Raw genomic sequence first — 15245 nt, forward strand, 5'->3', positions numbered from 1 at the left:
GAAATAGTTGATAAAGTTATTTCTGTTGCTCTCGATTTGATGAATCCTCAACATTTAAAAAATTGGTTCACTAATTGTTGTTACTGTACCTCATAACACCGGGAAGTGCTGTAAATCAGGGATTCGTACCTTAGCCCTACGTCCACTTACCTCAATCATAATCTCTTTATATTTTAATAAATAAAGAGGGACTATTTTAGCCAATTCCAACAATAATCGCATTGATACATCGGAGTAAAAAATTGATTCTGGAGGCATTAAAACTAATTCTCCATCCACTAATTCATAGCGATTTCCAGTACCATCATCATAAGCATAGTAATCTGCAAAGGAAAAATAATTGACTGGTGCTTGAGTAATTTGAACCATAACATAAATATAATTCCATTCCCTTAATACATATTACTACAAAAAATGCAGTATAGTTGATCAATTGATCAATAACATCACCTAAAGCCATAGTCAGACTTTTCCGGGCTTGAGCCTGATTTTCTTGCTCAAGTTTGAATTAAATTGGTACTTTGTCGCTGAATAGCTATAGTCTTGCCACTACCTGCTTCATTATAGATTTTTATAGTATAATCACTGAGGAGGCCTGATAAACTCTGCCAGAACCCCCTTAAATATGTTCAATTTTCATTTTATCAGCTTTTTTCGTCACTTAAAATGGCGCACATTGAAAAAAACTTTTGCCAGGACAATAGAAACAAGACTGTTAGGATTAGCTGCGGAAATAGCCTTTAATACCATGTTATCCCTATTTCCGGCAATTATAGCCTTACTAACAGCAATTGGTTTATTTGCAGAATCTTTACGAAACACATTTATTCAACTAGCGACAGAACTGAGTAAAATTGTCCCCCAAGAAGCTTGGATATTAATTCGTGATTTTACTACTCATGAAATTGCTAATTCTAAAAATAGTAGTTTATTTTCTCTGAGCTTTGTAATTACCCTTTGGACAGCTTCTGGGGCAATTAATACCGCTATGACAGCTTTAGATCAAATTCAACAAATTCACCCCAAAAAAATGCGTCCTTTTTGGCAAGCAAAACTTATATCTCTTGGTTTAACAATCGGGACTATATTATTATTAATGCTGGCTTCTTTTTTAGTATTTATTAGTGATTTACTCCTGGGAATTGTCGTAAATAACAATACTTATTTAATCTTTATATCCCATCTTTGGCAATTTTTACGTTGGCCTTTAGCATTGGCTACAGTTGCAACCGCTTTTGCTTTTGTTTATCGCTATGGACCTAGCAAATGTAAAACAAATACACCACTAATACCAGGAGCAATTTTAGCAGCTATTTTTTGGGCCATAGTTTCTGCAATATTTCGCCTCTATGTTAAGAATTTCGGCAATTATAATAAAGTTTATGGTGCAGTGGGTGCTGTTATTGTTTTAATGTTATGGTTATGGATGAGTGCTTTTGTTCTTTTAGTCGGATACCAATTAAATGTAACTGTCGGTGAAGAAATGAAGAATTAAAAATTGAAAATTAAAACAGAAAAATCTGATTTTAAATTACAGTCAAGCAACAACTATATATTTCTCAAATAAATCTGAAAAATTTCAGTTAGAAAATGAGATAATAGGAAAGTCAATCACCCACCGGAAATCATGAATAATGCCTAATTCTCCTGAACACTTTTCTATCACAACTGATGGTTATGCACCTCGATTAAAACGTTTACGTCAACTTAGTAAAATACTAGATAATATAATTACCATTCCCGGAACACAAGTGGGAATCGGTTTAGATCCAATCATTGGATTACTACCTTTATGTGGTGACGCTCTAGGACTAATATTTTCCTTTTATATTATCATTGAAGCCGCACAATTAGGCCTATCTACAGCCACATTAGGAAGGATGGTCATGAATGTGATTATTGATTCCTTAGTTGGCTCTATTCCCATGTTAGGAGACTTCTTTGATTTTGCCTGGAAAGCTAATAATTATAATATCATTTTATTAGAAGAAGCCCTAAAAGATCCTCACAAAAACAAAAAAGCAAATAACTCCTTTATCCTCCTCTTGATTATCGGCTTATTTCTGATTGCTATTCTCTTAATATCCATCCCCGTGATATTAATAAGAATATTATGGCAAGTTATCACTGGTAGTTAAATTACTCCTACATAAAGTTATGAAAGATTGGTGGCAAGATAATTTTCCTCAAGGGCGGCAAAATCTCACTATTACCGATTCTCAAGGTTATCCAATTCAAATAGCCTATGGTGAAAAAGGTACGGGTAAACCCCTAATTTTATTACATGGTTTAGGCAGTTGGAGTTATAATTGGCGGCTTAGTATTAAGCCATTATCTCAACATTTTCGCGTAATTTGTTGTGATTTTAAAGGTTTTGGTTTTTCCGAAAAGCCATTATCCCGTCGAGAAAAAAATGGACATCAAATTATTGAATTAAAACGCATTATTCAGGGTTTATGTGATGAACCACCTATCATTGTGGCAGAATCAATAGGGGCATTAATTTCCTTGGGATTAGCAGGTGTCAGTCCTCATTTAATCGGACGTTTAGTAGTCATTAATGCTCCTATTTTCACGGAAACATTACCTCATTGGGCTATGGATTTGCTGGCACAAACACCAATAGAAATCATCCATGCAATTGATTATTTACGTCTAGCATATTGGTTTGCACCTTTAGTTAGACAAGTTATGGGAACAGAAAGACGCAAGGTATTATATGATCCCTCATTATTAACCGAAGAAGATATTTATTGGATTACGTACCCATTTATTGAAATTCCGGGAACTGTAGTCAAAGTTGCCGAAGAATTACAAATTGCTGCCAAAGAAATCGAGAATTTCCGCACAAATCAGCCTAATATGTTGAGTAATATTCAAAAAAATCTCAAAAACATTGAATGTCCAACTTTAATTTTATGGGGTGATCAAGATAGTTGGTTTCCTGTTAGTCATGCAGAAAAATTACATCAATATCTCCCCAATTCTCGCTTACAAATTTTGCAGAATTGTTATCATGATGCCTCCACAGGTGCTGCTGATGTTGTCAATGCAGCAATTTTAGGCTTTTTAAAAGATACTAATTAGTAATTACTAATTGACAATGAATAACCAACAACTAATCACTAATCACTTACGGTAAATTCATAGTAAACCTACTTAGAGCCAAATTTGAGATTTGCTTTAAAGCTAACCACATGAAAGTTGGGATAGTTGTACTGTAGCGACTAAATAGTCTCAATGGTTCTTGAATCAAACGATATAACCACTCACAACCTAAATGACGTATCCAATACGGCGCTCTTTTATGACTTTCTGCAAAGACAGGAAATGCCCCACCCAAGCCAATCATTACAGCCTGAATTTTGTTTTTGTGTTGGTTCATCCATAACTCCTGTTTTGGACATCCTAAAGCCACTAAAACTATTCCCGCCTCACTATCATGAATCTTTTTGATAATAGCTTCATCCTCTGCGTGTGTGAGTGGACGAAATGGAAAAGGCTCCATACCAGCAATTTTTACATTTGGAAAGACACGCTCTAACTTCCTTCTCATCTTCTCTAGAGTTACTACATCAGCACCTAAGAAAAAAAGATGAATGTTTCTTAGTGGAGTTAATTTACACAAAGATAAAAGAATATCCATACCAGCAACGCGGTTTTGAGCATGTACACCCATTAGTTTCAACATCCAAACCAGCGGCATTCCGTCAGGAGTCACAATATCCGCACTCTTTAAAACAGAGCAAAACTCTGGATGCCAATAAGCCTCTACAAGCATATGAGTATTCGATACGCAAATAACTTTGCTAACTTTATTCATCGCCCATTCTAATATGATATTTATTTGTACCTCAAAAGGTAAAGCAGTAACAGGAGAGCCAATAATATCAATTTTGGCAGGCTTTCTTGAAACTTCAAATTCCATAGATGAATTTAAGTATTGAATTTCATTTTTTGTAGTTAGCATCTTTTTATTTATATTGTTGAGTTGTAAAAATTTTAGGTTATTCGGTACTTGTTATGCTAAACCGAGAAGTTGAGAGAAGGGAACTCTTAACAGGGAACAGGCATTAATTAAACCAAATTCCTATATATTATCAATAGCAATCGCACCCAAAATAGGAGTAGAAGAGAAATTTAATTGCTCTAATGATTTGGCTAAAACAGAAAGGTTTGTTTTACCTACTCTTATAGCCAAAATACTTGCGTCTGTGTATTTACTCAGCAGATTAGTATCTGCAAAACCTAATAGATGCGATGTATCATATATGATTAAATCAAAATTTTGTTTAAATTGTTCTGTCAAGCTTTGCATCTGAGGAGATGACAGCAAAATTGTGGGATTTGGGGGAATTTCTCCAGTAGTCAATATAAACAAGTTATGCTCTAAAGATGATTTTCCCATATCTTTTGCAGTCGCTTTCGTCACATCATAATTTTTTTCTCCAATACTGCTACTGTTTGTGTGTATAACATTCTCAAAATTTAGTCCTTCAGAAATCAGATTGCTTAATCCTTTTGTATTCGGTAAGTCCAACATTTTATGGATACTAGGATGACGCAAATTTGCATCTACCAACAACACCCGTTTACCCATTGCTGCTGCTGTCTGAGCTAGGTAAAAAGCAATTGTTGATTTACCATCTCCAGGAGCAGCCGAAATAACTGCTAGAGAACGGAGAGAACTATCACCATTTAAAAAAGAAATATTTGTATAAATAGAGCGGAAAGATTCCCAGAAGTTTGAGCTATTCTGTTTTCGATAAAGCTTACCATTCTTTTCAAACCTAATATGAGGAATATTCCCTAATATTGGCAATTTAATTTTATCTTTAACTTCCTCAAAGTCATAAAATACGTTGTTGAGCTTATCTATAATAAAAGCAAATCCTGTGCTTAATAATAAACCTAAAATTGTTCCTAAAATTAAATTTTCTATGGTACTTGGTGCAATATTTTTAGGCTGACTAGGAGGAGTAAGTATCTGCCAAGGTATCTGCTTTTGAGCTGAGTCTATGCGTAATCTTTCCCGTTCCGTTAAAAAGTGATTAAGATTATCAACAGAAATTTTTAATTGCCGTTCTAAATCATCTTTTTGACGAATAATAAAGGGAAAGCGTTTAATTTGTTGCCCCAAAGAACTTTCAGCTTGATTAAGAGATTGGATTTCTGTTTTTAATACCTCAATTTGTTTATTTATCTCAAGAAATTTTTGAATTTCTCGCAGACGAGCCGAATTTGGTGTAACTGAATCTAAGGAATTCATTTTTGTGTTTGACAATTTTATTCCCAAAAGTCGCCGTTTTTCTCTGCCTACTAAATCCAGTAAATTTTGTTTTTGAATCAGCAGGGTTTGAATATTTGGACTATTTTCTGTATATTCAGATGATTTTATAGCAATTGCAGTTTCTCTATCTTGGAGTTGGCTTAATAGCTTCTGGTAATCAGGAGACTCACTCAATATGGAAATAGCCTCTGCTTCATCAGTTTCCAGTCTCAACTGTTTTTGCAGACTAGTATAGAGTGTTTTAGTTCTAGCTAATTGCATTTCTGTATTTAGCCGTTTCTGTACAATTTGGTTAAATTGACTAGCAAGTTCCTGTCCTTGAACTTCAGCATTAATCAGCCCATATTTTTGCCGAAAAATTTGTAGTTGTGACTGAAGATTTTCTACTCTCGTTAGTAGTTGTGGCAATTGTTTTTCAACAAATTTAATTCCCAATTTAGTTTCTGTTTGGCGTTCATCTAAACTGTATTTTAAGTATGATTCAGATACTTGATTTAATACAAACAAAACTTTCTTAGGGTTAGGATCTTGGTAAGTAACTTCTAAAATTTGAGTATTAGGTAGGATTTTGATATTAAGTTCAGGTGCGCTGCTACCTGGGTAATACATCTGGACTTTTTGAGTGATAGGATATATCAGTTTAGGACTTTGTAAAATATTTAACTTAGTTTCATCTATTTTGTTAGAATCACCTCTGTTATACCTGTCGTCTTGGGCTACTTTATCTTCAGCTGTTATCGGTTCAGTTAAAAGTCTAAATTGAGACACATACATTGGAGGTTTATTCAAAGCTAATCCTACACTAGCAAAGGCAAAAGTGGTTGTGCCAATGGCAATTATAATGATTCTGCGACGAATAACCGCCAATAATTTGCCTAAGTTTAATCCACCTTCATTACTCTCTTCTGACTGAACTGTGTCAATGAAAGGTGTAGATTGATGCTGCTGTCTATTTATATGAGACAAATTCTGGAGAGCATAGGTAGTTTTTATCATCTCAAACCTTATATAGTTTCTAATTTATTTTTAACTCGATATTTCAATTAAATATAGGACTTGCAGAGTTAACTGATTTGTAAATTAACACTGTTTTATCAGTTGTAGTGGACAACTTGGCAAAATCTCTGTAAGCTTTCATTTTCCTAAATATATTATTGATAAATTTGTCAGTAGATAAGTTACATATTCTTAGAATATTTATAATTTAACTGTTTTTGGTCAAAAGCTGTAAAGATTGTCTAAACTTAAAGAAAAACGGGAAATTAGATATTGACTTTGATCTTTAACTATCATTTAATTGCTTTCAATCTAGTATTTCTAAATTCAGATACACCACTCGATTAGCATAGTTTTTTACAAAAGTGAGAGATTGAATTATCAAATACATCTACTCAAGTCTAGAAAAGTTGATTTTTCCGATTCATCTGCAAGCCTACAAACCTTTTGCCAATTTGTCTACAATAAACTATGCAACAATGCTAATTTAAAACATAGTCTATTTTCAAAAGAATATAGGTGTAAAAAATTCTCTTTAAATGAGCCAATCAGAAAAAATTAGATAAGAATGTGAATTAAATAAAGTACAACTCTTGATTGAGTTAATCTAATCTTAGATTGCGCTGTCTTTACAAAGAATTGTAAATTAATAAATCCACGTTCCTAAGCTAAAAAAATTAATACCTCAAACAATGTTGAATCAGGAATTGGGCTTTGATGGTCTTTTTGATCTCAGTCCTTGCCATACAACCTTCTTAGGATCTATTTTTTAGTTAATGATCAGGAGGCCAAAGTGCAGAAAAGGTGTGATCGAAATCGGAAACGTTCTAAACGCAGAGCTATCTATTGTCCAATACATAACTGCTATATAGATAGTGTTAGCCAAAAATATGGACTATTTACCGAACAAGCTGGACAACTCCAAAAACGGGGTATTTCTCGTCGAGAAGCCATGATTTTAGTTAATACTAAAACCACGGTTTCTTTACATGGTGAGTGGCTAGAGGCTTTTTGGTGTGAAGAGTGCCAAGAAACAAAATGGTATCATGTCTATAAGCATGAATCTAGATATGAATTATCTCTTGCACCGGCAGAACTTTGGCAACAAGCAACAGGTGTAATTCATCCCCATCTTAATCCTTCTGTGGGAGAGTTTACTTATAGACAATCTCGGATGCTAGGCGATAAAAGTGTTAAAGATTTCCGGGTTATAAATTGATATTTCAAATATTATGAAAGAACCGAATTTTCACCCAGAATTAATAATTGAAGCAGGGCGTACAGAAAAGCAATATTGGCAAGACATCTGGCGTTATCGAGAATTATTTTATTTCCTAGCATGGAGAGATATTTTAGTTAGATATAAACAAACTGTCATTGGTATTATTTGGGCGTTAATTCGTCCTTTTTTGACAATGGTAGTATTTACAGTTGTATTTGGACAATTGGCGAAATTACCCTCAGAAGGTGCGCCCTATCCAATTCTTGTATTTTCCGCTATGTTACCTTGGCAGTTTTTTTCCAATTCTCTTTCGGAGTGCAGTAATAGTTTAATTACTAATGCCAATTTACTTTCTAAAGTCTATTTTCCTCGGTTGGTAGTACCGACCAGTGCGATAGTAGTTAGCTTTGTAGATTTTATGATTTCGGGAATGATTTTATTGGCATTAATGGCATGGTATAACTTTGTTCCTAGTTGGCGGATTTTGACTTTACCATTGTTTATTGGTATCGCTTTTGCTGCTTCTATGGGTGCGGGTTTGTGGTTAGCTTCATTGAATGTGCAGTATCGAGATTTTCGGTTTATTGTCCCTTTTATAGTGCAGTTTGGTTTGTACATTTCACCTGTAGGATTTAGTAGCAGTATAGTTCCTGAACAGTGGAGATTTATCTATTCCTTAAATCCAATGGTAGGAGTAATAGATGGTTTTAGGTGGACAATTTTAGGAGGGGAATCAAAATTATATTTACCAGGTTTTATTCTTTCGATGATGTTAGTAGTTTTACTATTATTGAGTGGAATTTGGTATTTTCGCAAAATGGAACAGACATTTGCTGATGTGATTTAGTTGATAACCTGACGGGATAACTAAATAGTCTAAAAAGATTATCAGATAAAGATTGTAGCAGTTTTTTGTAAAAAAAGATAGATCTACTTTTCTCAATAAGGACTATCTATTGATAATAGCACCTGGATTCTACAAAATTGACGGAAACTAATTTATTTTTTTAAAGATGTCTGATACAGTGATTCGCGTTGAAAATTTAGGTAAAAAATATATTATTGGTCATCAGCAACAGGAACGCTACACAGCACTGCGAGATGTGATTACTAATAAAGTTAAATCTCTCGGTAGTTTGATTAATCCTCAAGCTAAAAAGGAAAATCCCGCTTTTGAAGAGTTTTGGGCTTTAAAGGATGTTTCATTTGAAATTAAACAAGGTGATAGAGTTGGCATTATTGGGCGCAATGGTGCAGGTAAATCAACACTATTAAAGATTTTAAGCCGCATTACAGAACCAACTCAAGGAAGCATCAAAATCAAGGGTAGAGTTGCCAGTTTATTAGAGGTAGGAACAGGGTTTCATCCAGAGTTAACAGGGAGAGAAAATATATTTCTCAATGGGGCAATTTTGGGCATGGGTAAGGAAGAGATTAAACGCAAGTTTGATGAGATAGTTGCGTTTGCGGAGGTGGAGAAGTTTCTGGATACGCCCGTAAAACGGTATTCTTCTGGGATGTATGTGCGGTTGGCGTTTGCGGTGGCGGCACATTTGGAACCAGAGATTTTAATTGTCGATGAGGTTTTGGCGGTGGGGGATGCCCAGTTTCAAAAGAAGTGTTTGGGAAAAATGGAGGATGTGGGGAAGGAGGGAAGGACGGTTTTGTTTGTGAGTCATAATATGGGGGCAATTCTAAGTTTGACAAAGAAATGTCTTTTTTTAGAAAAAGGCTGTCTTGTATTCAATGGTAATAGTGAAGCATCTACAGAGAGATATCTTACTTCTGGATATTTGGGTGGACGTTTATGGAAGAATCCAGCCAGAAAAAATACTCCAATAAGAATTATGGAATGTAGACTTTTAGATGAAAATGGTTCGGTAGATGGTGAGTTAGATGTTCGTAGAGATTTCATTATTGAAACAGTTTATGAAGTATGCAACTCAGTTCGGGCGGCAGTCATTGCATTAAATTTTCATGGAAGTGACGGTTCCCATATTATGTCATTAGAAGATTGTGATCAGGATAATGGTCTTTTAGAATATCGTGAACCAGGTATTTACAAAACTCAAGTCAGAATACCAGGGTTGTGGTTAAATAGTGGACGCTACATTTTAAGATTGGGATCTGGAATCCCTGGGGTTGAGGTATACGAAAGCGTGGAAGCATTAATTTTTAGTCTTGTTGAGACTGGAGATGTAAATACGCGAGGATATCGCAAAGGTTATTTATTACCAATGCTTCCTTGGGAAACAAGAAAAACTGAAGTAGTTGGTAAATTTTAATAATGACTGTTATAGCTTGCATTCCTGCACGTGGAGGCTCAAAAGGAGTCCCTTACAAAAACATTCGTCCTCTAGCTAATAAACCTTTAATCGCCCATTCTATCCTAGATGCACAAGAATCCCATCTAGTCGATCGCATTTACGTTACCACAGACGATGCCGAAATTGCCCAAATTTCAACAGACTATGGTGCAAGTATTATTCACCGACCCCCTGAACTTGCCGACGATACTGCTTCTTCAGAATCGGCTCTTATTCATGCCTTAACAGAGATTGAAAAAGAGGGAATTAACCCAGAACTTATAGTCTTCCTACAATGTACATCCCCTTTACGCACCGGACTAGATATAGATCGCGCTATTGAGCAAATCAGAGTGGAAAACGCTGATTCTCTCCTTTCAGTTTCTCCAACCCATCGCTTTATTTGGCATCAAGTAGATGATGTTTCCCAGTCTATCAACTATGACTATCACCACCGTCCCCGTCGCCAAGATTTAAACCTCCAATATATGGAAAATGGTTCAATTTATATCTTTAAACCCTGGGTTTTAAAAGAATTAAATAACCGATTGGGCGGTAAAGTTTCTCTGTTTGTGATGGATGAAGATCAAAGTTGGGAAATTGATTCGTTAGAGGATTTTCAGTATATAGAGTTTTTAATCAATTACAAACGTAAACCTTAATAGTTCTAAAAAAAAACATGATTAATCTACCTGATTTTTCCAAGGCATTTGAATACGAAAATAACTTCTACCTATCCTGTGATAATAGCAGAATTGCTAAGTTATTAGCTCATTATGAATTATACAAAATGGTGGTAAACATACCAGGAGCAATAGTAGAATGTGGCGTTTTTAAAGGAACATCATTGACAAGGTTCGCCACATTTCGAGATTTATTCAGTAATTCCCACGCTAAAAAAATAATTGGTTTTGATATCTATGGTAAATTTCCTGAAACTGATTTTCAGGAAGACAAAGCACCTAGACAGCTTTTTATTGATAGTGCGGGGGAAGAAAGTATTGATGTAGATCAGCTTACAAAAGTGCTAAAAATTAAGGGAGTTGACAAGAATGTAGAATTAGTGAAGGGAGACATTTTAAAAACAGTCCCCAATTATGTGAATGACCATCCAGAATTAAAAATTTCTCTTCTCAATTTAGATACTGATATATACGAACCTGCCTCTGTAATTTTAGAATTACTGTTTCCTAGAATTGTCAGGGGGTGGGTACTAATTATAGACGATTACGGTGTTTTTCCTGGAGAAACAAAAGCTGTAGATGAGTATTTTCAGGATCAAGATGTGGTGATAAATAAATTTCCATTTTGTATGACACCTTGTTATATTGTGAAAAATTAACTTTTAAAATTTTTTAAAAATTAAAGTATTATGATCATTGACAAAAATTTATTAAAGTACATTGTTTTCGCTGAAGACGATATATTAAATGCCCTGAAAAAAATCAGCGACAACAAAAACCGCATTATTTTCTCGGTGACAGAAGCAGGTGTTTTAGAAGGTGTCCTCACAGACGGAGACTTTCGCCGTTGGTTGGTGCAACAAGAATCTATTAATCTCAATCAACCAGTCTCAAAAATTTCTAACAAAAACTATAAATTTGCTAATTACAATGATGATCCTGTAAAGATTCAATCTTACTTTTCTAATGAAGTTGAATTCATTCCCCTTTTAGACAATAACCGTCATTTAGTTGCAGTTGCTTGTCGGAAGTCAGCAGGTATTCGGATCGGAAATTTTATCATTGATGCCCAATCTCCTACTTTTGTCATTGCGGAAATTGGCAATAATCACAATGGTAGCTTGGAACTTGCTAAACAGTTAATTGATCAAGCGGTAGCGGTAGGTGCAGACTGTGCAAAGTTCCAAATGCGCGATCTCAAATCACTATATCGGAATGCTGGGAATGCTAATGATGCTAGTGAAGATTTAGGGTCACAATATACTCTAGATTTGTTAACTCGTTTCCAATTAACAACCGATGAAATGTTCACGGCCTTTGATTACTGTCAAAGACAGGGAATTTTACCCCTTTGTACACCCTGGGATATTGAGAGTTTATCTGTGCTAGAACAGTATGGAATACAGGCTTATAAAGTGGCCTCGGCTGATTTGACTAACTATGATTTACTCACGGCTTTAGCAAAAACAGGTAAGCCATTAATTTGTTCAACGGGGATGTCGGCTGAAGCTGAGATAATTGACGCAGTGGCATTACTAAATCGGTTAGGTGCGATGTATGTTTTGCTGCACTGTAACTCAACCTATCCAGCCCCCTTTAAAGATGTCAATCTAAACTATATAGACCGTCTAAAAGAAATTGGTAATTGTCCCGTTGGTTATTCCGGCCATGAACGGAGTATTCATGTAGCGATCGCCGCCGTAGCTAAGGGTGCTAAGGTAATAGAAAAACACTTCACCCTAGACAAAACAATGGAAGGTAATGACCACAAAGTGAGTTTATTACCAGATGAATTTCGGCTGATGATTGAAGGAATTCGCCAAGTAGAACAATCTCTGGGTACAAATGGAGAGCGAAACCTCAGTCAAGGGGAATTAATGAACCGAGAAAACTTGGCTAAGAGTTTGGTGATTAACTGCGATTTAGAGGTAGGACAAATCATTACTGAATCCATGATTGATGTAAAAAGTCCCGGAAAAGGTTTACAACCCAATCGGAAGACAGAGTTAATTGGTAAACGTTCCAGGCGATCACTAAAAGCAGGTGATTTTTTTTACCCTAGCGACTTAGAAGTGGAACAAGTCAAAGCAAGAGATTATCGTTTTAAACGACCTTGGGGTGTTCCAGTTCGCTACCATGACTTTAAAACTCTATTGTCACAATCAAATCCTGATTTACTAGAATTTCATCTGAGCTATAAAGATTTAGAAGTTGATATTCACCAGTATATTGATCAAGTCTATGATTTAGATGTAATTGTACACGCTCCAGAGTTGTTTGCAGGCGATCACTTATTGGATCTATCTTCCCAAGACAAAGATTACCGTCAACTATCAATTAAAGAATTACAACGAGTGATCGACATTACTCGACAATTAAAACCGTTTTTCAACCGAGCAAGTCGCCCCTGCATTGTTACCAATGTTGGTGGATTTACAAATGATACTTTATTATCTTTGTCAGTTCGCCAGCAACTATATAAAACACTTGACGATAGTCTATCTCAACTAGATGCAGATGGAGTCGAAATCATCCCTCAAACCATGCCCCCCTTTCCTTGGCATTTTGGAGGACAACGAAATCACAATCTTTTTGTAAATCCGAAAGACATTACTGATTTTTGTCGTCAACATAACTATCGTATTTGCTTAGATATCTCTCATTCCAAACTAGCTTGTACTTATCACAAAACATCATTCAAAGAATTTCTTGAACAAATTGGACCTTACACTGCTCATTTACACATTGCTGATGCTAAAGGTGTTGATGGGGAAGGTTTACAAATCGGTGAAGGTGAAATTGACTTTTATTCCCTAGCAGAAGACCTTGAAAAGTATGCTTCTCAAGCTTCTTTTATTCCTGAAATTTGGCAGGGACATAAAAATGAAGGTGAGGGTTTTTGGATTGCATTAGAGAAGTTAGAGAGACTACTATGAATCTTAAAAGTAAGGCTAAAAAAACAATCAAACAAATAGCATTCTGGACTTTACCTCCAGGATTTCAAGACATTTTCAGATCAATTAGAAATAAAACTATTTCTAACAATAGACACTCACATAAAGAGTATGCTATTACAAAACAAAATCGAGAGCTAAAAAATATTCATCAAGGAAACCGATGTTTTATTTTGGCAACTGGTCCATCAATTAATGATCAGAACTTGAAATTACTAAAAAACGAATTTTGTATTGCTGTTAGTAATTTTTATTTACATCCAGATTTTAGGTTAATTGATCCACAGTACTATTGTATTGCTCCTTGGCATCCACCCCATAACATAGAAAATTATTTACAATTATTAAAAGAAATTGGAGATATATCTAAAAAATGTAGTTTTTTCTTGGGCATAAATGAATATGCCAGAGTCAATCAGAACAATATTTTCTTAGATCATAATGTATATTATCACAATACAAGCGCAATAGAATTAGATAAAGATGTGGATTTATGTCAGCCTGTTTTATCTCCTATGTCTGTCACAATAATGGCTCTACAGTCTGCTATTTTTATGGGGTTTTCTGAGATTTATCTATTAGGATGTGATCATGATTCAATATTAAATTTTTCAGGGAAATTTGCTAATCAACATTTTTATCCAGAAGAAAAAGCAAAACTTATCACTGATATATCTACATTTAAACCTGAGTTGTTAAATTACATTAGACTTTGGAATCAGTATGAAATGCTAAATACAATAGCACAGTCAAAAAATATTAAAATATTTAATGCAACTAAACGTAGTTTGCTTGATGTATTTGATAAAGTTGATTATGAGTCCTTGTTTATTGTTTAGAGTGAAGCATGGAAAAAACTGGCTATGATCGGTAAAAGATCATACTTTCTATCAAAGTACCATTCAACTGGATAAAATTAAAATTATAAAACGACAACTTTAATCACAGTTATACCTACCCTGAACCCAAGAATATGAAACAAATCATCAAAAACATCCCATTTGCAAAAAAAATCTATCGCCTTTTTCAGTCCAAGAAATACGAGGGCAGATTTTCGGGTGAGTGCTATGGCTGCTTTCGAGGTGTATTTTCAACCGTTGAAGAAGCTATAGCATCTGCTCCAAAAACTAAATCAATAGGATATGATAATCTTGATTTGGCTCAAGAATACAAGGATAAATTGTCTACGAACATCGCTTCCTATGACTATCCAGTTTTATTTTGGCTAAGTCAAATCTTTAATCAATCCTCTAACAAACTTACTGTATTTGACTTTGGTGGCAATGTTGGCAATCATTTTTACAGTTATTCCACCATCTTAAAATATCCTGAGGGATTAAATTGGACAGTCTGTGATGTACCTGCAATTGCAAAAGCTGGAGAGAAATTAGCTCAAGACCTAAATTCTTCTCCATCTTTGTCTTTTACAACAGAATTTATAGAAGCTAATGGAAAAAATATTTTTATTGCTTCTGGTTCTTTACAATATGTTGATTCGCTTGCTTGCTTGCCTAGAACAACCACCTAATCACTTATTGATTAATCGCTTACCTTTATATGATGGAAAACAGTTTGTAAGCCTCCAAAATGGCGGAAAAGTATTTTATCCACAGTTTATTTTTAATCGGAAGCAGTTTATTGATTCACTAACTGATATTGGTTATAAGTTAGTTGATATTTGGGAAGATAGAGTTGATAGTTGTATAATCCCGTTTTACCCTGAATATTCTGTTCCTGTTTATTCTGGCTTATATTTCACATTACTGAATTGAGCAATATCTGCACTTATGATCA

General features: G+C 34.8%; 14 protein-coding genes. 11 read left to right on the top strand and 3 right to left on the bottom strand.

Annotation, left to right across the window (positions count from 1 at the left end; genetic code table 11):
• Window positions 1-90 precede the first annotated feature (90 nt).
• The gene (locus tag H6F39_RS09740) at window positions 91-369 is read right to left on the bottom strand and encodes a Uma2 family endonuclease (protein ID WP_242028631.1); all 279 of its coding nucleotides are present in this window, start codon (window positions 367-369) and stop codon (window positions 91-93) included.
• Window positions 370-625: 256 nt separating this feature from the next.
• On the opposite strand from H6F39_RS09740, the gene H6F39_RS09745 reads away from it, so the two are divergent.
• The 3 genes from H6F39_RS09745 (at window position 626) to H6F39_RS09755 (ending at window position 3087) form a co-directional block, all read left to right on the top strand.
• Window positions 626-1495 (top strand): YihY/virulence factor BrkB family protein, encoded by an 870-nt coding sequence (locus H6F39_RS09745; RefSeq protein ID WP_137907165.1) that lies wholly within the window; start codon window positions 626-628, stop codon window positions 1493-1495.
• Window positions 1496-1634: 139 nt separating this feature from the next.
• Window positions 1635-2138 (top strand): DUF4112 domain-containing protein, encoded by a 504-nt coding sequence (locus H6F39_RS09750; protein ID WP_137907166.1) that lies wholly within the window; start codon window positions 1635-1637, stop codon window positions 2136-2138.
• Between the two features lie 19 nt (window positions 2139-2157).
• Window positions 2158-3087 (top strand): alpha/beta fold hydrolase, encoded by a 930-nt coding sequence (locus H6F39_RS09755; protein ID WP_137907167.1) that lies wholly within the window; start codon window positions 2158-2160, stop codon window positions 3085-3087.
• Window positions 3088-3133: 46 nt separating this feature from the next.
• Here H6F39_RS09755 and H6F39_RS09760 read toward each other — a convergent pair whose 3' ends face one another.
• Window positions 3134-3928: a WecB/TagA/CpsF family glycosyltransferase gene (locus tag H6F39_RS09760; protein ID WP_137907229.1), complete on the bottom strand. Its 795-nt coding sequence runs from the start codon at window positions 3926-3928 to the stop codon at window positions 3134-3136.
• 162 nt (window positions 3929-4090) lie between these two features.
• Window positions 4091-6286 carry a tyrosine-protein kinase domain-containing protein gene (locus tag H6F39_RS09765; protein WP_137907168.1) on the bottom strand — a complete coding sequence of 732 codons (2196 nt, stop codon included), beginning with the start codon at window positions 6284-6286 and terminating at the stop codon, window positions 4091-4093.
• Between the two features lie 793 nt (window positions 6287-7079).
• Between H6F39_RS09765 and H6F39_RS09770 the strand changes: the two genes are divergently transcribed.
• The 8 genes from H6F39_RS09770 to H6F39_RS09805 all read left to right on the top strand — a co-directional run bounded on the left by H6F39_RS09770 (window position 7080) and on the right by H6F39_RS09805 (window position 14979).
• Complete coding sequence (locus tag H6F39_RS09770; RefSeq protein ID WP_137907169.1) at window positions 7080-7505, top strand: hypothetical protein; 426 nt, start codon at window positions 7080-7082, stop codon at window positions 7503-7505.
• A gap of 13 nt (window positions 7506-7518) precedes the next feature.
• Window positions 7519-8355 carry an ABC transporter permease gene (locus tag H6F39_RS09775; protein WP_137907170.1) on the top strand — a complete coding sequence of 279 codons (837 nt, stop codon included), beginning with the start codon at window positions 7519-7521 and terminating at the stop codon, window positions 8353-8355.
• A gap of 166 nt (window positions 8356-8521) precedes the next feature.
• Window positions 8522-9793 (top strand): ABC transporter ATP-binding protein, encoded by a 1272-nt coding sequence (locus H6F39_RS20695; RefSeq protein WP_137907171.1) that lies wholly within the window; start codon window positions 8522-8524, stop codon window positions 9791-9793.
• Between the two features lie 2 nt (window positions 9794-9795).
• A complete protein-coding gene (locus tag H6F39_RS09785; protein WP_190396627.1) occupies window positions 9796-10476 on the top strand; it encodes a cytidylyltransferase domain-containing protein in 681 nt (226 codons plus the stop codon).
• Window positions 10477-10493: 17 nt separating this feature from the next.
• Window positions 10494-11156, top strand: coding sequence for a TylF/MycF/NovP-related O-methyltransferase (locus H6F39_RS09790; protein ID WP_190371234.1), 663 nt, complete (start codon window positions 10494-10496; stop codon window positions 11154-11156).
• Between the two features lie 30 nt (window positions 11157-11186).
• The gene (locus H6F39_RS09795; protein ID WP_190371233.1) at window positions 11187-13433 is read left to right on the top strand and encodes an N-acetylneuraminate synthase family protein; all 2247 of its coding nucleotides are present in this window, start codon (window positions 11187-11189) and stop codon (window positions 13431-13433) included.
• Window positions 13430-14290: a 6-hydroxymethylpterin diphosphokinase MptE-like protein gene (locus H6F39_RS09800; RefSeq protein WP_190371232.1), complete on the top strand. Its 861-nt coding sequence runs from the start codon at window positions 13430-13432 to the stop codon at window positions 14288-14290. Before H6F39_RS09795 ends, H6F39_RS09800 begins: the two co-directional genes overlap by 4 nt.
• Before the next feature lie 134 nt (window positions 14291-14424).
• Window positions 14425-14979: a methyltransferase, TIGR04325 family gene (locus H6F39_RS09805; protein WP_190371231.1), complete on the top strand. Its 555-nt coding sequence runs from the start codon at window positions 14425-14427 to the stop codon at window positions 14977-14979.
• The last annotated feature ends 266 nt before the right edge of the window (window positions 14980-15245 follow it).

The organism is Dolichospermum sp. FACHB-1250 (assembly GCF_014696335.1).
Classification (GTDB): Bacteria; Cyanobacteriota; Cyanobacteriia; order Cyanobacteriales; family Nostocaceae; genus Dolichospermum; species Dolichospermum planctonicum.